Here is a 22,952-nt window from a genome sequence, read left to right on the forward strand (position 1 = left end):
CCCAACGGGAGCTACAGGAGATACAGGCCCAACGGGAGCTACAGGAGATACAGGCCCAACGGGAGCTACAGGAGATACAGGCCCAACGGGAGCTACAGGAGACACAGGTCCAACAGGAGATACCGGACCAACAGGAGATACAGGACCAACGGGAGACACAGGAGCCACAGGCCCAACAGGAGTCTTTGAGTCACAAGCGGTGATAGAAGGAGTAGGGCCAGATGTTAGTTCACAATTTAGTGAATTAAGGACTGCGGAGAAAACAGCGTTGATTGAATTAACATCAGTATACGGTTTATCGAATCTGAGAGATGTTACAGAGACAGTTGGTGCTGGTTCAGTTACAAATACTGGAACTGAGTTCTTACTAAGTACTACAGCGAATGGTACAGATAGTGCCATCTTAGAAAGTGCAGAAAGAGGAAGATACGAACCAGGGTTTGCGGGAGAAGCCGGTATAGGCATACGCCTTCCAATTGCTCCTACAGGCGATCAAGAGGTAAGATGGGGAGTATTTGATGAAGAAAATGGATTGTTTTTTGGTCAAGATACAGTTAATGGTATTTATGTTGCTATTAGGAGATCGGGCGCTGATACTATAATTCCACAAGCAGCATGGAATGTGGACCCGCTAGATGGAACAGGTCCTAGTGGTGCAACACTGGATCTTACAGAGGGCAATATATTCCAACTTGTATTTACTTGGTATGGTTATGGCGTCATAGAATTTAGAGTAGTATTACCTAATCCTACGACTTTAGCACAAGAAGTAGTTACAGTTAATAGATTTTCTCCTTCTGGGCAAACCAGTCTTGCAGATCCTAATCTTCCTATTCGTGCAGAAGTTTCAAATAATGGTACTGCGAGTAATATTCAATTATTTGTTGGAGGAAGACAATATAGTATTATTGGTGAATACAGCCCTGTATTTCGTGTCACTTCTGAAAGAAGGCAAGTTACAGCTACAGCAGCATTGACTCCTATTATTTCTTTCCAAAGAAAAGCGGAGTTCCCAGCAGGGTCAGGAAGAGCCAACTCTGTTAGTGTGAAGTTAGAAGGGATTGACCTTGTAACATCAGATAATATTTCTTATCAGCTCATATTAGGCGGAACCCTAAATGGAGCTTTTGCAGACTTTCCAACAGTAACTACCAATATTCCACTTAGTGAGACTGCTCTCCGAGTTAATACTACTTCAACTACTATTTCGGGAGGGCAAGTTATATTACAAGGTTTAGCAGCAGGAGCTCAAGGAAACGCTCGTGTTTTAGCATCGGCAAGTTTACTTGATTTTGAATTACCAGATAATGAAATTATAACGCTTGCGGTTTCTAATTTAGCAGGGGGAAGTAATGCTGTTGCGGCCACCTTCCAGGTTACTGAAGAGTGGTAAAATGGTAAAAATTAATAATAGGGGGAGAAATAGAGAGGTTCATTTCTCTCTCTTTTAAAAAGGAGGTAATTTAATGTCAGATATTATTATTGCTAATATTGGGCCAGCTGTAAACTCTCAATTTAACGAATTAAGAGTTGCGAGAAAGTTTCCTATTGTAGAATTAACTTCTGTATATGGCGTATCCGATTTAAGAGATGTCGTGATAACCGCTGGTGGTGGAACAGTTACAAATGATGCGACAGAATATAGTATAAATACTACAGCAAATGGGGCAGATAGTGCAATTCTAGAAAGTGCAGAAAGAGGAAGATATGAACCAGGGTTTGCAGGAGAAGCTGGAATAGGTGTACGTATACCTAGCTTGCCAATTGGAACTCAAGTGGCTAGATGGGGGTTGTTTGATGATAATAATGGTGCATTTTTTGGAGTAAATAGCACGACTATCTTCTTAACCATACGAAGAGGAGGAGTAGATACTACTTTTATCCAGTCGGCATGGAATGTGGATCCACTAGATGGGTCGGGGCCAAGTGGTGAAACGCTTGATTTAAGCAAAGGTAATATTTATCAGATTTTATTTACTTGGTACGGCTACGGCGTAATAGAATTTAGAGTAGTACTTCCAGACGCAGCCGCGTTAGCTCAGCAAGTCATTACAGTTCATCGTTATGTTCCAATTGGAGAAACAAGTTTTATTGATCCTAATCAACCTTTAAGAGCAGAAGTTAATAATGATGGAACCGCCAATAGTTTTAATTTATTTGTAGGGGGCAGACAGTATAATATTGTGGGCAGATATACGCCGACTTTTAGAGTAACCTCAGAAAGAAGAACTATTACTGATGTTACAACGACTTTAACTCCTGTTATTTCCTTCCAAAGAAAGGCGGAATTTCCAACGGGATCAGGAAGAGCAAATTCTGTTGACGTTGAACTGGAGGAAATCAATATCATTTCAACAGCTGATTTAGGATATCAACTCATTTTAGATGGGACACTTGATGGTACATTTGTAAATTATCCAACAGCCACTACTATTATCCCAGATACTGAAACAGCTCTTTTAGTCAATAGAACATCAACAACTATTACAGGAGGGCAAGTTGTATTTCAGGGGGTTACATCAGGCGCGTCGGTAAACACCAGAGTATTAGCTACTGCCGAGCTTTTAAGCTTTAGCCTTCCGATTGATGCAACAATAACATTGGCAGTAGTTAGAATTGCAGGTAGTCCTAGTAATACAGTTGAGGCATCATTTAGTGTAGTTGAGAGTTGGTAAACTAAAAATTTATCATGTTGCTCAAAATATTAAAAAAAAACGTATATCAGATATAAGGTGAAATAGTTCGGACTATTACAGAAGATACAAGGCTAGACGGATAAAGCGTATAATTATCTTGAATGGGTAATTATACGCTTTAATATATACAAATGACCAGGCAACACTGTTACTACGATTTGACAAAAATTTAACTTCACTAAATTAAAACTAAAATTGAGTAATAGTATTTAATTCATGAACAGATTAGTTCCTATACACATAAAGGTGTATGGGCTAATCTGTTTTTTTTTGTACAAATTTTTGCATAAAAACATACGGTAAAGCAATAAGAAATTAGGCTATAGTAAGCTGCATAACCTGCAAGTATTTGAGGAGAGTATTGGGTTTTGTATTTAATGTTTTAAGTATAGTGATAAGGGGGATTAGGATGGGAAGTATAACCATACAAATAGAACGTTTAGCAACCGGAACGGTGAGACCAGGCGGCAATGTTATTTTTGATAGTGTAGTGTACTCCACAGAAAATATTAGCTATAATGCATTAACTGGAGTAATAACTTTTAATGAAGCTGGAAGGTATGTTCTAGATTGGTGGATAGCAACTCAATCAGTTTTAGGCGCAACGGGGGTTGTTTTTGCAGTTAATTCTTCACAAGGGGATGTTTTAGAGGGAAACTCCCCCATAAAAGCAGGAGAAGTTGTAGGAGTAAGTATTATTGATGTAGCTGCAGCCCCAGTTACAGTTACATTAAGTTATATAGGAGCAGGAACTGTTTATTTTCCCACAACACTACCTGTTAAAGCAACGTTAGTAGTCATACAAGATGATATTGTCCAAGGGGAGATCGGACCAACAGGTCCAACAGGATCCACAGGGGCAACAGAAGATACAGGTCCAACGGGAGACACAGGGCCAGGTGTATTTGTATGGGGCGCGGAACCGACTATCATATGGGCAGATTCAAGTGCTCCGGGTCCTGGCACTGGCACCCCTTCAGAGCCATATAGTTCTCTTCAGGCCGCCATTAACGGAGCAACTACCAGCACGTTTGCCAACACTTACGGTATGAGAGCACGTTGTATCGTTTTAATAGCAGCAAATTCAGCTTTTGATGAGGATGTTGTAATACCGCCTGCAAGGCATGTGCAGCTTCTTGGCCTAGGGCCATGGGTGCTAGGCGATGCAGCATTAGCTAATTTTGCATCATCTGTTACTAGAAATATAACAATTCAAACAAATGCAGCAGCAGAAGACTTTTATCAGTCACAGGGACCTGCTTTCCAGGCAAGGCCTGTAACGGTAATAGGTACTTTTGATAATGGAACATCCGTAAGTACCCATACGAACTACACAGATGGAGCAATTATAAGCGGAGATATTATATTTCAAAATACCGACCCTGTAGATCCTTTTGGAACTATTGAATTTCAACTCCATAATGCTAGAGTTGTAGGAAGTATTATGCAGGCAGCTGTTGATTCACATCAGGGTCAGCTCAATACCTATATTTACAACAGCAGAGTCAATATTATAAATCATGTTGGTCTAAGAATTCAACGTATGGTGGATAGTGTATCAGATGGGACGATAACAGCGGCTGTGTATTCTCACATTACAAATATGGCTATCAACGGAAATGTGACCATCGGCGCGGCAAGTGGGGATGTACCACCGACAGGTATTTTCAGTAGTCAGTTTAGTACGATAACATGGACGGGGCCACTTGTGCTTGATACAGCTTCTAATTTCTATTTTGTTAGTAGCGCATCAATTTTGGTTGGAGCAAAGACAATTTTGTTTAGCCTTGCATAATGATATGTTTACGTGTTTTCTTCTTAAAAGTATGTGTGCAAATTTTCATATGGTTATTAAGTAATTGATATAAAAAAGTAGGGAAATAGTTGTCAATAATATAGTTTATAATTCCTGGGGATTTGTAGTAGATGAGGCAATCTCTGTATTCTGGGGTAACTCAGGGGGTATTCCAACCTCATTATTAATGTCTGTAGTAGCTAGGGGAGTAGTAATGGTCCTACAATACGAGATCTTATAATAGTATTAGAAGTGTTTATGGAGTACTAGAATAAATGAATTCATTTATTTTAGTACTTTTTTGCACGCTCGCTTGTAGATATAGCATGATTAGTAGTAAACATAAGTCTAAAAATAAAACAAGTTGATGGGTACGTATTCTAAAATTCTACATATTATGATACTAGCTATTTTATTAATAGCAATGTATTAAAAGCGAGGAGGCGGTTAAATGATGGACGGTAATATGTACTGGGATAAAAGACATAATGGTAATTGCAGGAGGGAATACAGAGAAGATTGTTATAATAATAATTCGTATGATTGCTATTATGATCAATGTATCGATGTATGCTGTACACAAGATTGCTGCTTCTAGGACCAACCGGATCAACAGGACTAGCAGGAGCAACAGGACCAACGGGATTTACAGGACCAACAGGAGATACAGGACCAATAGGGGCAGGTGCGATTATACCATTTGCTTCAGGTCTTCCAGTAGCAATAACCACCATTGCCGAAGGGCTTGTAGGAACACCAGCGTTTATAGGTTTTGGTTCTTCAGGGGAAAGTGTTACTGTACTTGGAGCAAGCATAGATCTTACAGGAGGCCCAGGTTTATTAACTAACTTAGCTTTTTCAGTTCCACGTGATGGAACGATAATTTCGATAGCCGCATAATTTAGTACAACAGTAGCTTTAGCGTTGGTTGGATCAACAATAACTATTACAGCACAATTATTTGAATCTACTACGCCAGACAATACATTTACACCAATAGCAGGAACAGCAGTAATTTTAGCACCTCCTCTTACAGGTATACTTGGCATTGGAGCTACAAGTAATGGGATCCTTACTGGATTAGCAATACCTGTTACAGCAGAGACACGTTTGTTATTAGTATTTTCTGCAACTGCAGCTGGTGTATCACTGATTAATGTTGTTGCTGGATATGCAAGTGCCGGTATTACAATAGAGTAATTTAGCTTAAAGTTTTTTATTGAGAGGGAAAAAGGCTACATTTTTTATATGAAAATATAAAGTAAGGGGGGGAATGTTTGTCTATAACTATAATATGATTAGAAGCACTTTCATACTGAATATTTTAATTATAATGAAGGGGGATTAGGATGAGTAATATAGCTCTACAAGTAGAACGTTTGGCTGCTGGAACGGTGGTATCGGGAGCAAATGTTATATTCGATACAACTGTATATACAGCAGGAAATATTAGTTATAATCCGTTAACAGGAGTAATAACTTTTAATGAAGCTGGAAGGTATGTTCTTGATTGGTGGGTAGCGACTCAATCAGTTCAAGGTGCAACCGGGGTTGTTTTTGCAATTAATTCTTCACAAGGGGATGTTTTAGAGGGGAATTCCCCCATAAAAACAGGAGAAGTTGTAGGAGTAAGCATTATTGATGTAGCTGCAGCTCCAGTTACAGCTACATTAAGTTATATAGGAGCAGGCACTGTTTTTTTTCCCATAACAGTACCTGCTAAAGCAACGTTGGTAGTGATACAAGATGATATTGTCCCAGGGGAGACTGGCCCAACAGGAGACACCGGCCCAACAGGAGATACAGGCCCAACGGGAGACACAGGAGATACAGGAGCAACAGGAGATACAGGCCCAACGGGAGCTACAGGAGATACAGGCCCAACGGGAGCTACAGGAGACACAGGCCCAACGGGAGCCGTAGGCCTTGAAGCATTTGCTAATGTTTATCATCTAGCAATAGTAGCTGATGCAACTATTGCAGGTGGGGCAGATGTAGCATTCAGTAATAATGGACCACTTGTAGGAGGGATAACTCACGTAGCGGGTACAACCACAATAACGGTTCCAAATACTGCGAACTATAGTATTAGTTATAGTATTAATATTACTAATGGTGTTGGCTCTGCAATGGCAATTGCAGTAAATGGTACTGTGGATGCTGCAACAAATATTAATATTCTAGTTGTAGAAGGAGAAATATCGGGAAATACTATATTAACCCTTGCAGCTGGCGATGTCATAACACTTAGAAATAATTCAGCAACTTCATTCACTACAGATTTAGCACCTGGGGTTGGAGCTCAGTTAAATATTCTACAGCTTGATGTATAAGGAAGTAGTGCAAAATCAGATATAGATATTACAGGAGGTTCGGGCGAATTAATCAACTTCGTTCTTTCGATTCCGTGTGATGGAATGATAACTTCAATAGTTGCTAATTTAGTAAAACAGCAGGATTGGCGGTTATTGGTTCAACAATAACTATTACAGCTTAATTATATTCATCTGTTGCATCAGATAACACATCTACATCAATAATAGGAACAACTGTAATTTTAGATTTTAGCTTAAGGGTATAGTAGTAATAGGAAATACAAATAATAATATTCTTACAAGCTTAGTGATACCTGTTGCAGTACAAACACGTTGGCTATTAGTATTTTCTGTAACTGCCAATATTACAATAACGTAATTTAATTTTTCTTATTTGCTTAAAGAGTATAAGGCTAACTTGCATACAAATAAAAGTATGCAGTTTAGCCTTTTTTAAGGCTTATTCTGTTATGTGAAAATATAAAGTAGGAGGATAAATGTTTATGGATAGATATAATGTGATGTAGAAGCATTTCTATACTAAATCTTTTAATTATAATGTAAGGGGAATGAGCCAGTTTTCTTTTAGTACATTCTTCTACATAGAAACGTAAGATAAAGCAAACAGGCGGTTATAGCTGTACTAAGGATGATATTATACAAGGGGAGACTGGCCCAACAGGTCACACGGGATCTACCGGAGATACCAGCACGACGGGAGCCACAGGTCCACGAGGTTCACCATTTCTTACTTTTAACAATCGAGTAGGGTCTATCCTTTTATTTTCGCCAACTACGGTATATGAGGGAAGAGTCATTGTAACAGCAACTACGGGATTATCTAATAATTTAAATAGTATTACGTTTACATCATAATAAATTTTAAGTCAATTAATAAGAGATTAATTTAAGTGCTAATTGTCTGATTTTAAGCAATTAGCACTTAAATACGTAAACAAATAACAAGTAAGTTCATATATTAAATAGAGAATTAAAATATATAAGCTATGGTAAAGCGGGTGATAAGTTGAATAAGTACAAGATATGTGTATATGCCATATGTAAAAATGAAGAGAAATTTGTAGACAGATGGATGGATGCAGTAAGTGAAGCGGATAGGATTGTAGTAGTAGATACAGGTTCAACGGATGGTACAGTAGAGAAACTCCGTAGTAGAGGCGCCGAAGTTTACACAGAAAGTATTATACCGTGGCGTTTTGATAAGGCCAGAAATATAGCTATGGACCATATACCGGAGGATGTAGATATTTGTGTTTCAAATGATCTTGATGAAATATTTGAACCGGGCTGGCGCCAAAGATTAGAAGATACATGGCAGCCTTGTTATACCCGTGCTCGCTATCTATTTACTTGGGGATATACCAGTGAGGGCAAACCTAGCAAGCAGTTTGCCATGGAAAAAATACATCGCCGCCATGACTTTAGATGGGTACATCCTGTTCATGAAGTATTGCAATATAGTGGAAAAGATGAAGATAAGACAGTATGGGTTCCAGGTCTTGTGCTTAACCATTACCCTGATCTTAATAAATCTAGAGGCCAATACTTGCCGCTTCTAGAATTATCAGCAGAGGAAAACAGTGATAATGATAGAGTTGTCTTCTGGCTTGGAAGAGAGTATATGTATTACGGCAAATATGATGAATGTATACAGACTCTAGAAAAACACCTCAAAATACCAACGGCGACTTGGACAGAAGAAAGGTGCGCCTCTATGCGCTTTATCGCAAAATCTTATGCGTCAAAAGGAGATAGGCATAAAGCACGTTTATGGCTCTACAAAGCAGTTGCAGAGTGCCCAACTGTGCGTGAGCCTTATCTTCAAATGGCTAGACTGGGCTACTTAGAAAATGACTGGCCACTTGTTTATTTGATGACAGAAGAAGCTTTGAAAATTACTGAAAAATCAGGAAGTTATTTATTAGAACTTGATGCATGGGGATATAGTTTATATGATCTAAGGGCTATTGCGTGTTATCGACTAGGACTTTATAAAGCGTCTTATGATTGTGCAGTAAAGGCATGCGAAATGGAACCAGAAAATGAAAGATTAAAACAAAATCTGAATCTTATTAAGCTGAAGTATGATGAGTGACAAAATACTGAGATAAGTAAAGCTTAAATAACTACAGTTTATTAAGATAGGGGGAGCGAGATGAATAAGTATAAAATATGTGTATATGCCATCTGTAAAAATGAATTGCAATTTGTGGATAGATGGATGGATTCAATGAGTGAGGCAGATGTTATTGTTGTTACCGATACGGGGTCCACTGATGGCACCGTAGAGAGACTCCGCGAGCGTGGAGCCATTGTTTATGTGGAAGAAGTAAAGCCTTGGCGATTTGATGTGGCAAGAAATCTTTCATTGGACCATGTTCCTGAAGATGTTGATATATGTGTATGTACTGACCTTGATGAAACCTTTAATAAGGGGTGGCGGGATTGTATTGAAAGAGCTTGGACGCCTGATACTAAAATGGGAAGATATCTTTATAATTGGAGTTTTAAAGCAAATGGGGAGCCCGATGTGCAGTTTAATTACTTTAAAGTGCATGCAAGAAAAGCAGCTATTTGGAAAAACCCTGTGCATGAGTACTTACAATATATTGGAGAGCAGCCTTCAAAAACTGTGTATATAGAGGGGCTAGTCCTTAATCATTATCCAGATCATACTAAGTCGCGGGGGTCATATTTGCAGCTTTTAGAGCTTGCGGTAGCGGAAAACCCAGAAGATGATCGCTCTATGTATTATCTTGGCAGGGAATATATGTATAATAGCCAGTGGCATAAATGCATTGAAACACAAAAAAAATATCTTTCTTTACCCTCTGCCACATGGAATGAGGAAAGATGTGCAGCGATGAGATGGACGGCAAAGTCATACTATAGACTAGGGAATATAAAAGAGGCTTATAGTTGGTATTATAGGGCAATTGCTGAAGCGCCTCATATGAGAGATCCTTATATTGAATTTGCAAAAATGGGCTATGAACTAGCTGATTGGCCTATGGTTTTTTATATGACTGAAGAAGCGCTCAAGATAAAAGCTAAGTCTGCAACCTACGTCAATATGGGATATTCTTGGGATTACACGCCTAATGATTTAGCAGCAATCAGCTGTTATAGGCTTGGAATGTACGAAAGATCCTTAGCTCATGCTAAAGCAGCACTTGAGTTAGCACCTGATGATAAACGACTAATTAACAATATACATCTTATAGAAGAAAAAATAAAAGCCGAGTTTTAAGGCATAATATAATATTTAACATAAAAAATATAATGAGATCGTCTGGGACTATTAGAAGTCTTAGGCGATCTCGTTTTTATAGCAATGAGTCATTATAATGACTTTTGTACTTAAAGTTTGAAAAAATGTAAAAAATTGTTTTTTTATATAAATTTATCTCTATTATAGTCAATTAATATATCACATTTTGTTTTCTAGTACATACCATAATGTAGGGGGAAAATCAAATATAAAGGAGAGATGCATATGGCACGTTATGATTCTTTGAAACAGCGATATGATACTTTACTAGAAGAGCTACCAGAGCATAAGAGAGATGAGCATGAAAATGATAGGAGCGCAAAAGCTATGAAGCAAAATGCCTCAAAAAGCCAGTATGAAGCACAGTATCAAGATGAGAAATATCAACAGAATACCTACTATCAAGACGATGAATATCAACAAAGTGCTTATTATCAAGGGAATAAATATTCATACGATCCTTATTATCAAGAGGAAGAATACCAGCCTAATCATTATCCAAAATCATACCCAAAACCATGCCCAAGACCATGCCCAAGACCATGCCCAAGACCATGCCCAAGACCATGCCCAAGACCATGCCCAAGACCATGTCCAAGACCATGCCCAAGACCATGTCCAAGACCATGCCCAAAACCATACCCATGTCCAAAGCCAACACCAGAAGCCAATGCTATCCAAGCACTATTAATTAATTCAATTGCACCAACAGTTGATAATAATGCTGCAGTTGTTTTTAACACACTCAGTAGTAGTGTGGGACCTAATATTATTTATAATAATGCAGGCACCTTTACGATTAATAAACCAGGCACCTACTCTATTACATGGTGGGTAGCGGGGGCGGTTCTGATGGGTACACCAGCAATTACTTTTGCAGTACAAACGATTGACGGCGTACCAGGGTCAGTCGCAGGGTCATTTCCTATACCACCAGCAATAGCAGTATCACCCTTACAGGTAGATGGTAATGCATTAATAACAGTAGGAAGCGCTCCTGCTCTAGTTAGGCTTGTAAATATCAGCGGCGCAGCAGTAACTTACAGTACAGCAGTTACAACACAGGCAAGTATCGTTATAACAGAGGTTACAGCATAAGCTGTAGCATAAGTTTTATCATAAGCTTATTGTAGTAATGACTATTTCTTAACCAATATGTCTAGTGCACATGAAATTTTGAGTGTGTGTACTGGGCATATTTTAATGCAAAAAATAGTTTAACAGATAAGAAATATACCAAGTAAGAAAAAATGTTAATAATGTTTATAAGTACGTATGGAATAACATTAGTCGCCAAATACTAACCTCAGTAAAAAAGAAAGGATGAAGCCAATGAGCCAATATATAGTAATAACACCGGATTATGAAGTTGTAAGAATACAAGGGAAACAACGGGTAGCGGAGTATATACAACAATATTATAGTGAAGATATGCTCAATATATGCCGCAGAAGAGATTTGGACTATGATGAACTTAGTATACAAAATGTTAGAGATGAAGGGCTTCTTATAGGTGGAACAGACCGTGCTTGTAAAATATATGACTTAGAAGAAGTTGAGAGGAAAGTTAATGAAACATTTTCAGCAAAAGAAGATGCTAAAGCGATGATGCTTTTTCTAAAACAATTAGTCTTAGAAAGAGCACTAAAGTGCCCGGGGGATTTAAGTGACCTGCTCTCAGAAACAGATGAACTTTATGCCCCCGATATATTGGATGATTACCCTAATCAAGTATAAATTGATCAATTTTTTGAAGAATATAGGCTTTCTAAAAAATCACCTCTAGATAAATAGGCTGTAAATAGGCTATAATAAGTTGTTAAAAAGTAGAGATAGAGTTGAGGTGAAAAATATGGAAGCCTACAGTGAATTTGCAAAAGTATATGATACTTTTATGGAAGATATACCCTATGAAAAGTGGACAGGCTTTATAGATCATTACCTAAACAAATATCATATTACCCCCCGTATCGTATGTGATTTAGGATGCGGCACAGGCAAAATGTGTACTTTGTTTGCTGAGCGTGATATTCAAGTGATAGGTATTGATAACTCAGAAGAAATGTTGATGGTGGCTAGAGAAAATGCTACGGCCAATAAGCACAATATATTATATTTAATGCAGGATATGAGTGAATTTGAACTATATGGTACAGTAGATCTGATTTATAGTGCTTGTGATTGCATGAATTATCTTTTAGAAGAAGAACAGCTGCTTAATACATTTAAGTGGATCAATAATTACCTAGAACCTCGAGGATTGTTTATCTTTGATATAAGCACATCCTATAAATATGAAAGTATCCTGGCAGATAAAACTTTTGCTGAGCAGACTGAAGATGCAGCTTATATATGGGAGAATTATTATGATGAAGAAGAAGCTGTTAATGAATTTGTCGTTAACTTTTTTATTAAAAATGAACAAGGACACTATACAAGAACTGAGGAATATCATTACCAAAAAGCCTATAGCATAGACAAGGTAAAATCGCTTTTAGATGAAGCTGGACTTGAACTTATGGGCATTTATGATGATTATACCCATAAGCCTTATCATGAAAATACATTAAGAGCAACCTTTGTTGTAAGAGAACAAGGAAAAAGAAAGGAATAGTAAGCATGAAAGATTATATCATAAGAGGAACGGATAAAGAGAGAAACTTTAGATTTTTTGGAGCAAATACAAAAAACATGATAAGTAAAGCTTGTGAAAATCATCAAACAACACCTGTTGTTTCAGCTGCTTTAGGAAGAACGATGACTGGAGCTGCTATGATGGGGTGTATGCTTAAAAGAGATACTGACAGAGTAAGTATTTCTATAAAGGGAGATGGCCCGATAGGGGGCATTGTTGTCGAAGCAGACGGCAAGGGATATGCAAAAGGCTATCCTTATCAATCACAAGTAGACATCCCCAATAAGCCGGATGGTAAATTAGATGTCAGTGGAGCAATAGGCAATGCGATGATGACAGTCATTAAAGACCTTGGACTAAAAGAGCCTTATACAGGACAAGTTGCCATGCTCTCAGGAGAAATAGCAGAAGACTTTACTTTTTATTTTGCAGTTTCAGAGCAAACAAACTCTTTGGTGATCTTAGGGGTGTTAGTAGATGTCGATTACAGTATCAAGCAATCGGGAGGGATTATTATACAAGTGCTCCCAGATGCAAAGGATGAAGCGATTACTGAACTTGAAAATAATTTAAAAAACTTCACTTCTCTCACGACTTATTTAGATGCAGGAGAAACGATAGAAGAAATTATAAAGCGGCTTTTAGAAGATATAGAGATCATGGAAAAAACAGAAGTAGACTTTAAATGCGACTGTTCAAAATACCGTATGGAACGGGGACTGATCAGTATAGGCAGACAAGAACTCGAGGAAATAGCAAGTGAAGAAGAGAACATTGAGATTGTATGTCACTTTTGCAATCAAAAGTATGATTTTTCAAAAGATGAAATAGAAAAAATAATTGAAGCTTTGTAAAATAAAAAAATCCTAGCAGTATGATAGAATTAATTGATAAGACAATGAAAGCTGACAAGTTAAAAGTTATATAATGATTAGAGAACTACATTCAGAGGTATATAGCATGTGTCGATGTGTGTTCTATACAACTAAATATAAGCATAAGCTACTCGAAAAAATTAAAGAACTTGAAGACCAAGATGAAATCATAAATACCTGTGAAATTACCCAAGATGGAGAGATATGCAGGCTGAATTATTCTATAAAGCCATTTGAAATAGATACGATAGAAACTTTTGCCCAGGTTATATGTGATATTGTTCAAACAGAAGGTATTATACAAGTTACAAAAGATTTTTTGATGCAAAGAAAAGATCTTTTACCGACAGACAAAAAAGAAATAAAAAGAAAATTTGTGACTAATAATTATTTAGCAGTGCAAGAAGGTTTTTCTGCACTTACTTATTATTTAGTTTACATGCCTTTATTAGAGGCTTTAAAAGAAAATCAGGAAATAAATATAGACGGCTGGCTTCGGTTTAGGACGTATAGGTATAAAGTTATTTTGGCAGATATTTTAGAGCAGTTTGTTGAAGACTATCTATTGAAAAAGGATATTATCAAGTTTATAAAGATGGTAAAAGAAATGAGTCCGTTAAATAACCCTTTGGAAGATGTTATTCATTTAATTTATAAAAAAAATGGGGAGATGAGTCTTCATAATGAATATATGGAAGAAGTAACAGAGTTATATACGAAGGCGTATTGTGAAGAACTGCTAGGAGAAAGTAGTTTCAACAAAGAAGATCTTATTATGAATATATTAATTACCATATGTCCCAGAAGAATTATTGTACACCAGAGACAAAGAGCAAAGTATCCGCAGTTTATTAAAACTTTGGAGGGGATATTCGGTATTAATATGAGATATTGCAAAGGCTGCGAGAATTGTACAGATAATGCCAGTACGATTAAGTCATAAACATATTGACATCTAGAAGCGGATTGATTACAATAAATACATTAAAATGAATAGATTTAAAACGATGAAAAGAACAGTAGCTTATTTAACTTTTTCAGAGAGAAGATGCATTGGTGTGAGCATTTTTAAAGACTATAAGTGAAGACCATCTTGGAGTGATAACAATCCGTTAACAACGTTATAGTTAAGTAGAATGAGTGGTTTCTAAGTAGATGAAACAATGAGGGTGGAACCGCGGGAATAGAGTCTCCCGTCCCTTTTTAAATATATTTATATTTAAAAAGGGACGGGAGTTTTTTGTATGCCAAAGTAAGTAAGAATCTGCTTAGAGGGATTTTGTTTTTCTTTGCATATTAGCGTCACCTAGGACAATTGATTGTAGCTATCAATATAAAAAATAAAAAATAACATAAGCACTATGAGAGGAGAAATAATATGATAAAAGTAGCATTGAAAGATGGATCGATTAAAGAGTATCAAGAAGGCATAAGTGTACTTGAAGTAGCTGAAGACTTAAGTGCGGGACTTGCAAGAGTTGCCTGTTCAGGGGTTGTAAATGGAGAGGTAGTAGATCTTAGAACAGTTTTAAATGAAAACTGTGATTTAGAAATCCTAACTTTTAATGATGCACAGGGCAAAAGAACATTTCGTCATACAGCGTCTCACATTTTAGCACAAGCGGTAAAAAGACTTTACCCATCAGCTAAACTTGCAATAGGGCCAGCTATAGAAGATGGTTTTTACTATGATTTTGATTTTAACAGAGCCTTTGTAGAAGAAGACTTTACTAAAATTGAAGCTGAAATGAAAAAGATCGTTAAGGAAAAGTTACCTATAGAAAAATTTGAACTTCCAAAAGATGAAGCGATTAAACTCATGGAAGCTGCAGAGGAAACTTATAAAGTAGAGCTCATTAATGACCTTCCAGAAGGAGAGATCATTACTTTTTATAAACAAGGTGAGTTTATCGATCTATGTGCGGGACCACACCTTATGAGTACAAAGCCTGTAGAGGCTTTCAAAATTCTTAGTTCAGCAGGTGCTTACTGGAAAGGCAATGAGAAGAATAAAATGCTTGCACGTATTTATGCAACAGCATTTACTAAAAAAGCTGATCTTGCGGCACATCTTGAAAAATTAGAAGAGGCTAAAAAACGTGATCACAATAAGCTCGGCCGCGAACTTAAACTCTTTACAACGGATGATAAAATTGGTCAAGGCCTTCCACTTCTTATGCCAAAAGGCGCTAGAATCATTCAAACCCTGCAAAGATGGATTGAAGATGAAGAAGAAAAAAGAGGCTATGTGATTACAAAAACACCGTTTATGGCAAAAAGCGATCTTTATAAAGCATCAGGCCACTGGGATCATTATAGAGAGGGTATGTTTGTACTGGGGGATGAAGAAAAAGATAAAGAAGTTATGGCCCTGCGTCCTATGACTTGTCCGTTCCAGTTTACCATTTATAACTCAGAACAGCACAGCTATAGAGATTTGCCGATTCGTTATGGTGAAACTTCTACCTTATTTAGAAATGAATCTTCAGGAGAAATGCACGGGCTTATTCGTGTAAGACAGTTTACTATATCAGAAGGCCATCTTGTTTGTACGCCGGAACAACTCGAAGAAGAATTTAAAGGTGTTATAGAGCTTATTAACTATGTTATGAAGACAATTGGTATTGAAGAGGATATTAGCTATAGATTTTCTAAATGGGATCCTAATAATACAGAGAAGTATATTGATGATCCAGCTGCTTGGGAAAAAACAGAAAATATTATGAGAAATATTTTAGACCATCTGGCCATTGATTATACAGAAGCAGAAGGAGAAGCTGCGTTCTATGGTCCAAAACTTGATATACAGTTTAAAAATGTTCATGGTAAAGAAGATACTATGATCACAGTTCAAATAGATTTTGCACTTGGCGAGCGTCTAGGAATGACTTATGTTGATAAAGATGGTAATAAACAGCATCCTTTCATTATTCACCGTACGTCAATTGGATGCTATGAAAGAACACTGGCTATGCTTATTGAAAAATATGCAGGATGTTTCCCAACATGGCTTGCGCCTATGCAGGTGAAAGTTCTTCCTATTTCCGATAAATATGCTGACTATGCACAGGAAGTGGTAGATACACTTAAAGCTAAAGGTATAAAAGTAGCAGCAGACTATCGTACAGAAAAGATTGGATACAAGATTAGAGAAGCGCGGATGGAAAGAGTGCCTTATATCCTAGTAGTAGGAGCCGATGAGATGGAAAACAAGAAGGTCTCAGTAAGAAGCAGACAAAAAGGCGATGAAGGTGCACATGCACTTACAGACTTTGCAGAGCGTGTTGAAAAAGAAATCAAAGAAAAATATAATTATATACTAGATATGCAGGTACAAGAAGAAAAATAATAGTTTAGATAAGGGTTGACAGCCTATCTATTCTATGATAATATTTTATGTGTTGTAAACAAAACAAGTAGAAGCTATTTCTTCTCACCTTGCAGCGACAGTGCTCGTAAGGTCATACTAATAACATGTAAATTAAATAACATGTGACATAACGTTTTTTAGTATGAATTATAAGAAGTGGATAGTTTCGGCTATCCACTTTATTTGTATATAAAAATATCAGATAATGAGAAATGGCTATTATTACGAGCGTCACACCCATACGCTTAAGGGTGATTATAATTATACAGGCAAATATTTTTAGGAGGTGCCCATTATTAACGAATCAATGATTAATGAACAAATTCGTGACAAAGAAGTGAGACTCATAGGAGCAGAAGGCGAGCAAATCGGTATTGTTCCACTTAAAGAGGCGCAACGACTTGCTAGTGAAAAAAGTTTAGATCTTGTAAAAATTGCACCACAGGCAAAACCACCTGTTTGCAAAATTATGGATTATGGTAAATTTAAGTTTGATGCAGCTAAGAAAGAAAAAGAAGCGCGCAAAAAACAAAAAACTGTTAGTTTAAAAGAAGTTAGACTTTCTGCAAGTATTGAAAAACACGATTTTGAAACGAAGATGAGAAATGCAGAGAAATTCCTCAAAGCAGGAGATAAAGTTAAAATTTCAGTTGTATTTCGTGGGCGTGAGATGATGCATACTCAAAAAGGCTATACAATATTAGAACAAGCCCTAGTATTGTTAGAAGAAATTGGAGTAGCAGAACAAAAACCTAAATTTGAAGGTAGAAGCATGATTATCGTGGTAGCACCAAAATAGTTACCTTTTGATAAAATAAATATTAATATATAAAGGAGGACTTCATAATGGCTAACGCTAAATTAAAAACAAATAGAGCAGCGGCAAAACGCTTTAAATTAACAGGTTCAGGTAAACTTAAAAGATCAAAAGCATATACAAGTCATATTTTGACTAAAAAATCTCCAAAAACAAAACGTAACCTAAGACATCCAGGACTCGTTGATAAAACAAATGAAAAACAAATGAAAAGATTATTACCACACTTATAAAAAGAAAGCGTTAGGAGGTTAAAGTCATGGCAAGAGTTAAAGGTGGAATATCCACTAAAAAAAGACGTAATAGAGTATTAAAGTTAGCTAAAGGATATAGAGGCGCAAAATCAACACAATTTAGAACAGCAAAACAAGCTGTTATGAAGTCATTAAGTTATTCATATGTAGGCAGAAAATTAAGAAAACGTGAATTTAGAACACTATGGATTGCGCGTATCAATGCAGCAGCTAGAATTAACGGGTTATCATATAGCCGCTTTATGAATGGATTAAAAAATGCATGCGTAAACATCAACAGAAAAATGTTAGCGGATCTTGCAATTAGCGATCCTAAAGCATTTACACAATTAGTTGAAACTGCAAAATCTAATTTAAAATAAAATTTATATTTAACAGTCCCTGACAATGTGCACACGCATTGTCAGGGACTGTTTTTATGAAATAGGAAAGTTCGTTTTGCTTGCAAGGGACCAAACTTTACTATTTCACAAGCGCGTGCGTTTTTTGCACGCTTTCTTGTTAGAGCAAATTTATTTGAGATATAAAAAAGCAAGAATAACCACTAAAGAACAAATACAAAGAACAAGGGATGTAATGAGAGAGCCAAATTTTTTAGTATAAAAATGGATGCCTAAGAAGATTAAACTTAGAAAAAGTAAATAAACAGAAATGTAGTTAGCAACAGGCAAAAAAAAGTTAATCAAAATAAAGAGAAAGAAAGCAATAAAACTTAATAGTAAAATGCGATATATTTGATGATAGTTTAAAGCATTGCTTTTATTTTTTCTTCCCATACTGGTATCCTCCTAAGATTATTCAAAACTATATATTATAAATTATGACAAGCTGCTATAAATATTCTTAAATTATATAAATTTAAGCACTTATAGAGTTATTGACAAATAAAAAAAGCAGGTGTATAGTTTAAGTGTAATATATGTTATAGTACACCTGTAACGCATAGAACACTTGGCGTAACACTTGTTTGTGCTAGATAGTGTATATTTTATACAGTAAAATCGATGCAGGTATAAATAAAGTCATTTGAGAGTGAGGTGAAAAGCATGTTTCCTATTGATGTAAGAGATGTCAGGCCTATTTATGAACAGATTATAGATAATGTCAAAGAGCAAGTGATAAAAGGGATTTTGAAACCTGGGGATCAAATTCCTTCAGTAAGGCAGTTAGCGGGTATGCTTACTGTAAACGTCAATACTGTAACAAAAGCTTATCAGCAATTAGAAAGGCAAAGAATTATAGAGACGATAAGGGGAAAAGGCACTTTTGTAGCAGATATTCACATTAAAGCAGTTGACCAAGAAGAGTTGCAAGATATCAGAAAAATTCTAAAGAGTAGCTGCATGCAGCTACATTATATGGGGTTTAGCAAACAAGATATGCAAGATGAGATTAGTCGGATTTATGATGGATTTATAAAGGAGGAAAAATCATGATAGAAATAAGTCATGTTACTAAAAGCTTTGGAGAGATTAAGGCAGTTGACGATGTATCCATTTTAATTCCAAAAGGATCGATATATGGCATTATCGGAGAAAACGGAGCAGGAAAGAGTACGATTTTACAATGTCTTACGGGAATATATGATATAGACCAAGGAAGTATTTTAATTGAAGGTGAGCCAGTCTATGAAAATAATGCTGTAAAAAGACGTATAGGTTATGTAGCGGATCGTAATCAATTTTTTAAGAGTTATACAGTTAAACAGATGGCAGCGTTTTTTAAACTGACCTACCCAACTTTCTCAGAGGGAAAATTTAATCAGTATAATGAAATTTTTAAGATAGACTTAAAAAGCAAGATAAAAAATCTTTCAAAGGGAATGCAGATGCGATTAAGTACTATGTTAAGCATAGCAAGTTCACCAAAATTACTTGTATTAGATGAACCCACTTTAGGGCTAGATGCAATAGCTAAAAGACAAATGCTGGATCTTATTATTGATGAAGTAAGTTTAACTGGGATGACAGTAGTTATTTCTTCACATCATTTAACAGAACTTGAAAAAATTTGTGATGAAATAACTATTATTAATGACGGCAAGGTCACTTATCAAGCGTCAGTAGATGCTTTGAAAGCAAAAGTAAAAAAACTACAAGTTGTATTTGAAGAAATGCCGCCGGGTGAGCTTGTGGGATGGGATGAGATTTTAAAGATTGATAAGATAGGTAGTGTGTATTACATAGTTACAGATAATTATTCTATAGAATTTGAAAGTAAGCTAAGAGCCCAAGGAGCAAAAATCATAGAACCTATAGGGCTTATTTAGAAGATGTCTTTATTTACACAAGTGAAAGACAAAAGAATTAGAGGGAAAGGGCGAAGAAGTTATGAAGAATATAAAGGCTTTAATTGAAGTTGAGGTAAGACCTGCTATAATGATGGGGATATATTTTTTGATTGTTAATATAAGTGGGTTATTATTTGCAAGTCTGGATATTAATAATGGATTTGAAAGATATTTGCGTTATGGGAAAGCAATAGAGGATATTAGTGGAGAGATATTTTTACCTTTAATGGCTAGCTTGGTAGCTTTTACTTTTTTTGGAATGATAATACTTATTTATTTTCAATTTAAGAACGATAAAAGCATAGACATAGGAAGATTTCTAAAGGCACTGCCCTATACGAATATGCAAAGATGTTTAGTAAAAATAGTAGCTGGTATATTAAGTTTTAGTATTCCGTTTATAGTGTTTTCAGTAGGGCTTATTGCACTAAGATCACATGCGATATTACAATTTAAAGAAGCTTATAGTGTTTTATCTTATGAAAGCGTAATTATGAGTATTAATAGTTTAGAAAATCTTATTTATCTATTAGTTCTAGTGCAGATGGTTTATACTGCAGTTTATTTATTTATATTTATGGTTCAATATCTTATGAACAATAATATAGGGAGCTTGGTTGTAAGTATTTTTAGTCTAGCAGCTCCGGCTTTTATAGTAATAAGTGCTTGGGAAATTTATAGATTTCCCTACTATACCAGAATAAAGTTTGAGAGATTATTCTTACCCATTTATAGTATTATAGTGCAACGAAAGACATTTGTATTTGAAAGTGGAACAATGAATAAACATGTACTGTTTTGGAGTTATATTGAGGATATAGGATTAAAAATATTAATTGCTGCAGTAATTGGCCTCTTGTGTTGGGGCGTCATTTGCCAAGCGGCTAAAAAGTCAAAAATAGAAGATGCTGATGTACTGATACCTCATCCAATAAGTAGAGGGATCTTTATTATAGGCGTCAGTGTATGTGCGGCTTTTTTAGTAGCGGATATAAGTAAGTTTTTAATACTTCCTTTGATAATGGACGACACGACATTAATGACACAAGTCATGCTTGTGATAGGAGGCGTTCTAGGTTTTATTATTGCTAAAAAAATTGGATATATAGGAATGGTTTCTAAGAAAAAGACAAAAGGGAAAAAAATAGTACCTTTTATTTTATGTATGGTTTTATGTGCAGGATGTACGCGTATAGAAGAAGAAGCTAATACCTATAGAACGATTTTTTATGATGATGAGTATTATATAAGGGAGAGCGTAAGTTGGCAGGAATTACAAGAAAAAATATTAAGATCAACGCTTACTGATGATGGTAGATGGGGATTTAGTCAAGATGATGATCAATTTTTTATAGATATTTCAGATATAGAATCAACAGTGGCAATGCAAATAGGTGATGTGCTTGAAGAAATTATAGGAGAAGGACTTATTCAAATAATAGAAGATCTTAAAAATACAAAGGAAGGGATAGTAACAAAAGAAGCAACTATTGGAGAATATGCTATTCTATTTAAAAATAATAATGGCGCTTTAAGGATAAATCTCATAAAAAAAACGATACACTTAAAAGATGAACTAAGTCAAAAGATAGTTGAAAAAGTGCGTGGGCCTGAGTTTATGTTAACAGGAATGCGTGTAGGAGAACATTATAATATGTTGAAAATAGAAACGCCACAATCTATAATCAATCTAACAAGCACTGGTGTTGAAAAAAGAATGGCAAGTTATTATCAACTATTTAGAAAAAACACAGGGGAAGTAACAAAAGTGAGATGGGTGGTTAATGTTTTTAGAGGTGAAAAACTATATCATAAAGAATTAGAAACTAAGCATGTAAGGCCACTTCAAAATATAGTAAATGTTATTGAAACCCAAGAAACTTCAATAGAACCTATTATACTAGATTTTAAAAGCGTGTATGACAATAAGAAAATAAAATCATCAGGGAAGATTAATGATATGAACTATAAAATAAATAAATACGGTTCACAAAATAATCAATATGGAGAATTAATTGAGGTTGTATTAGAAATAAATAAATAATTTTAAGTAGGCTGTAGTCCATATAAGTCTATAGCCTGCTTAAAATTTAAAGACTTTTTTCTAGGAGCATAAAAATTAGAATTTTAGCTAATCATAATACTAAAAATAGGAAAGCTCTATAAATCAGTTCAAGGATTTTGCTAAAAGAATGATTTGAAAAGATAAAAATGATTAAAAAATTGAAATAGGTGTTGACATATGTAGAGAAGTCGTGTAATATTATACAAGTCGCCACTAGTTAGCGACATAAACGAAAAGGCCTTAGGGTCTTGAACATCAATAACTTAATGAACTTTGAAAATAGAATAGTAACCATAAAACCAGTCGATTCAATAGAACTTTATACAAAGTTCGCAGAATTTCAGTATTGAAGTTCGAATCAAGTACATGTACTTTAAGTACAACGTACAAGTAATTAAGTCAAAAAACAGTTAACTACTGTTTGGACAAACTTTTATATGAGAGTTTGATCCTGGCTCAGGATGAACGCTGGCGGCGTGCTTAACACATGCAAGTCGAACGGACTAAGAGAGCTTGCTCTCTTAGTTAGTGGCGGACGGGTGAGTAAC

21 protein-coding genes, 1 rRNA gene, 1 pseudogene and 1 other annotated feature are annotated in these 22,952 nt (G+C 35.8%); of the genes and pseudogenes, 22 read left to right on the forward strand and 1 reads right to left on the reverse strand.

Annotated features, from left to right (window positions below):
- The 18 genes and pseudogenes from BN3326_RS22600 to rplT form a co-directional block, all read left to right on the forward strand.
- A partial coding sequence (locus BN3326_RS22600; RefSeq protein ID WP_207646373.1) for a collagen-like protein occupies window positions 1–1,393 on the forward strand: 1,393 nt, incomplete at its 5' end.
- Between the two features lie 73 nt (window positions 1,394–1,466).
- On the forward strand, window positions 1,467–2,675 hold the full coding sequence (locus tag BN3326_RS18275) for a hypothetical protein (protein ID WP_070000699.1): 1,209 nt from the start codon (window positions 1,467–1,469) through the stop codon (window positions 2,673–2,675).
- Between the two features lie 430 nt (window positions 2,676–3,105).
- Window positions 3,106–4,491, forward strand: a complete 1,386-nt coding sequence (locus BN3326_RS22275; RefSeq protein ID WP_070000701.1) for a hypothetical protein — start codon at window positions 3,106–3,108, stop codon at window positions 4,489–4,491.
- A gap of 451 nt (window positions 4,492–4,942) precedes the next feature.
- A complete protein-coding gene (locus BN3326_RS22105) occupies window positions 4,943–5,089 on the forward strand; it encodes a hypothetical protein (RefSeq protein ID WP_171903866.1) in 147 nt (48 codons plus the stop codon).
- Window positions 5,062–5,391: a hypothetical protein gene (locus BN3326_RS22605; protein WP_304441266.1), complete on the forward strand. Its 330-nt coding sequence runs from the start codon at window positions 5,062–5,064 to the stop codon at window positions 5,389–5,391. Before BN3326_RS22105 ends, BN3326_RS22605 begins: the two co-directional genes overlap by 28 nt.
- 12 nt (window positions 5,392–5,403) lie before the next feature.
- A pseudogene (locus BN3326_RS22610) lies at window positions 5,404–5,691 on the forward strand (exosporium glycoprotein BclB-related protein); the annotation flags it as partial.
- Window positions 5,692–5,840: 149 nt separating this feature from the next.
- Window positions 5,841–6,824 (forward strand): BclA C-terminal domain-containing protein, encoded by a 984-nt coding sequence (locus BN3326_RS22615; RefSeq protein ID WP_070000703.1) that lies wholly within the window; start codon window positions 5,841–5,843, stop codon window positions 6,822–6,824.
- A gap of 1,009 nt (window positions 6,825–7,833) precedes the next feature.
- The gene (locus BN3326_RS18295; protein WP_070000706.1) at window positions 7,834–8,922 is read left to right on the forward strand and encodes a tetratricopeptide repeat-containing glycosyltransferase; all 1,089 of its coding nucleotides are present in this window, start codon (window positions 7,834–7,836) and stop codon (window positions 8,920–8,922) included.
- A 60-nt stretch (window positions 8,923–8,982) separates the two neighbouring features.
- Complete coding sequence (locus tag BN3326_RS18300) at window positions 8,983–10,077, forward strand: tetratricopeptide repeat-containing glycosyltransferase (protein WP_070000707.1); 1,095 nt, start codon at window positions 8,983–8,985, stop codon at window positions 10,075–10,077.
- A gap of 246 nt (window positions 10,078–10,323) precedes the next feature.
- On the forward strand, window positions 10,324–11,196 hold the full coding sequence (locus tag BN3326_RS22110; protein WP_070000708.1) for a hypothetical protein: 873 nt from the start codon (window positions 10,324–10,326) through the stop codon (window positions 11,194–11,196).
- Between the two features lie 234 nt (window positions 11,197–11,430).
- Complete coding sequence (locus BN3326_RS18310) at window positions 11,431–11,835, forward strand: hypothetical protein (RefSeq protein ID WP_070000709.1); 405 nt, start codon at window positions 11,431–11,433, stop codon at window positions 11,833–11,835.
- 115 nt (window positions 11,836–11,950) lie between these two features.
- A complete protein-coding gene (locus tag BN3326_RS18315; protein ID WP_070000710.1) occupies window positions 11,951–12,712 on the forward strand; it encodes a class I SAM-dependent DNA methyltransferase in 762 nt (253 codons plus the stop codon).
- A 5-nt stretch (window positions 12,713–12,717) separates the two neighbouring features.
- The gene (hslO, locus tag BN3326_RS18320) at window positions 12,718–13,587 is read left to right on the forward strand and encodes an Hsp33 family molecular chaperone HslO (RefSeq protein WP_070000711.1); all 870 of its coding nucleotides are present in this window, start codon (window positions 12,718–12,720) and stop codon (window positions 13,585–13,587) included.
- A gap of 118 nt (window positions 13,588–13,705) precedes the next feature.
- Window positions 13,706–14,551: a sporulation protein YtxC gene (ytxC, locus tag BN3326_RS18325; RefSeq protein ID WP_207646374.1), complete on the forward strand. Its 846-nt coding sequence runs from the start codon at window positions 13,706–13,708 to the stop codon at window positions 14,549–14,551.
- A 55-nt stretch (window positions 14,552–14,606) separates the two neighbouring features.
- Window positions 14,607–14,812, forward strand: a binding site (T-box leader).
- A 174-nt stretch (window positions 14,813–14,986) separates the two neighbouring features.
- Window positions 14,987–16,957 carry a threonine--tRNA ligase gene (gene thrS / locus BN3326_RS18330; protein WP_070000713.1) on the forward strand — a complete coding sequence of 657 codons (1,971 nt, stop codon included), beginning with the start codon at window positions 14,987–14,989 and terminating at the stop codon, window positions 16,955–16,957.
- A gap of 328 nt (window positions 16,958–17,285) precedes the next feature.
- Window positions 17,286–17,777 (forward strand): translation initiation factor IF-3, encoded by a 492-nt coding sequence (gene infC, locus BN3326_RS18335; protein WP_070000714.1) that lies wholly within the window; start codon window positions 17,286–17,288, stop codon window positions 17,775–17,777.
- A gap of 47 nt (window positions 17,778–17,824) precedes the next feature.
- Window positions 17,825–18,028 carry a 50S ribosomal protein L35 gene (gene rpmI, locus BN3326_RS18340; protein ID WP_070000715.1) on the forward strand — a complete coding sequence of 68 codons (204 nt, stop codon included), beginning with the start codon at window positions 17,825–17,827 and terminating at the stop codon, window positions 18,026–18,028.
- 26 nt (window positions 18,029–18,054) lie between these two features.
- Window positions 18,055–18,411, forward strand: coding sequence for a 50S ribosomal protein L20 (rplT, locus tag BN3326_RS18345; RefSeq protein WP_070000716.1), 357 nt, complete (start codon window positions 18,055–18,057; stop codon window positions 18,409–18,411).
- Between the two features lie 150 nt (window positions 18,412–18,561).
- Here the strand turns inward: rplT and BN3326_RS18350 are convergent, their stop codons facing one another.
- On the reverse strand, window positions 18,562–18,825 hold the full coding sequence (locus tag BN3326_RS18350; RefSeq protein WP_070000717.1) for a hypothetical protein: 264 nt from the start codon (window positions 18,823–18,825) through the stop codon (window positions 18,562–18,564).
- Between the two features lie 270 nt (window positions 18,826–19,095).
- Between BN3326_RS18350 and BN3326_RS18355 the strand changes: the two genes are divergently transcribed.
- From BN3326_RS18355 to BN3326_RS18370, 4 genes are all read left to right on the forward strand, one after another.
- A complete protein-coding gene (locus BN3326_RS18355; RefSeq protein ID WP_070000718.1) occupies window positions 19,096–19,485 on the forward strand; it encodes a GntR family transcriptional regulator in 390 nt (129 codons plus the stop codon).
- Window positions 19,482–20,318 carry an ABC transporter ATP-binding protein gene (locus tag BN3326_RS18360; RefSeq protein ID WP_083258939.1) on the forward strand — a complete coding sequence of 279 codons (837 nt, stop codon included), beginning with the start codon at window positions 19,482–19,484 and terminating at the stop codon, window positions 20,316–20,318. Before BN3326_RS18355 ends, BN3326_RS18360 begins: the two co-directional genes overlap by 4 nt.
- Before the next feature lie 61 nt (window positions 20,319–20,379).
- Window positions 20,380–22,383, forward strand: a complete 2,004-nt coding sequence (locus tag BN3326_RS18365; protein WP_070000719.1) for a hypothetical protein — start codon at window positions 20,380–20,382, stop codon at window positions 22,381–22,383.
- A 454-nt stretch (window positions 22,384–22,837) separates the two neighbouring features.
- Window positions 22,838–22,952, forward strand: a 16S ribosomal RNA gene (locus BN3326_RS18370); the annotation flags it as partial.

This window comes from Cellulosilyticum sp. I15G10I2, assembly GCF_900095725.1.
Taxonomy (GTDB): Bacteria; Bacillota; Clostridia; order Lachnospirales; family Cellulosilyticaceae; genus FMMP01.

Coding starts and splice junctions, on each gene's coding strand:
- BN3326_RS18315 (WP_070000710.1), top strand. CDS start 11,951: ATGGAAGCCTACAGTGAATTTGCAAAAGTATATGATACTTTTATGGAA.
- BN3326_RS22110 (WP_070000708.1), top strand. CDS start 10,324: ATGGCACGTTATGATTCTTTGAAACAGCGATATGATACTTTACTAGAA.
- rpmI (WP_070000715.1), top strand. CDS start 17,825: ATGGCTAACGCTAAATTAAAAACAAATAGAGCAGCGGCAAAACGCTTT.
- BN3326_RS18300 (WP_070000707.1), top strand. CDS start 8,983: ATGAATAAGTATAAAATATGTGTATATGCCATCTGTAAAAATGAATTG.
- BN3326_RS22605 (WP_304441266.1), top strand. CDS start 5,062: ATGCTGTACACAAGATTGCTGCTTCTAGGACCAACCGGATCAACAGGA.
- BN3326_RS18275 (WP_070000699.1), top strand. CDS start 1,467: ATGTCAGATATTATTATTGCTAATATTGGGCCAGCTGTAAACTCTCAA.
- thrS (WP_070000713.1), top strand. CDS start 14,987: ATGATAAAAGTAGCATTGAAAGATGGATCGATTAAAGAGTATCAAGAA.
- BN3326_RS22105 (WP_171903866.1), top strand. CDS start 4,943: ATGATGGACGGTAATATGTACTGGGATAAAAGACATAATGGTAATTGC.
- BN3326_RS18355 (WP_070000718.1), top strand. CDS start 19,096: ATGTTTCCTATTGATGTAAGAGATGTCAGGCCTATTTATGAACAGATT.
- BN3326_RS18360 (WP_083258939.1), top strand. CDS start 19,482: ATGATAGAAATAAGTCATGTTACTAAAAGCTTTGGAGAGATTAAGGCA.
- BN3326_RS18365 (WP_070000719.1), top strand. CDS start 20,380: ATGAAGAATATAAAGGCTTTAATTGAAGTTGAGGTAAGACCTGCTATA.
- hslO (WP_070000711.1), top strand. CDS start 12,718: ATGAAAGATTATATCATAAGAGGAACGGATAAAGAGAGAAACTTTAGA.
- infC (WP_070000714.1), top strand. CDS start 17,286: ATGATTAATGAACAAATTCGTGACAAAGAAGTGAGACTCATAGGAGCA.
- BN3326_RS22275 (WP_070000701.1), top strand. CDS start 3,106: ATGGGAAGTATAACCATACAAATAGAACGTTTAGCAACCGGAACGGTG.
- BN3326_RS18310 (WP_070000709.1), top strand. CDS start 11,431: ATGAGCCAATATATAGTAATAACACCGGATTATGAAGTTGTAAGAATA.
- BN3326_RS22615 (WP_070000703.1), top strand. CDS start 5,841: ATGAGTAATATAGCTCTACAAGTAGAACGTTTGGCTGCTGGAACGGTG.
- BN3326_RS18350 (WP_070000717.1), bottom strand. CDS start 18,825: ATGGGAAGAAAAAATAAAAGCAATGCTTTAAACTATCATCAAATATAT.
- rplT (WP_070000716.1), top strand. CDS start 18,055: ATGGCAAGAGTTAAAGGTGGAATATCCACTAAAAAAAGACGTAATAGA.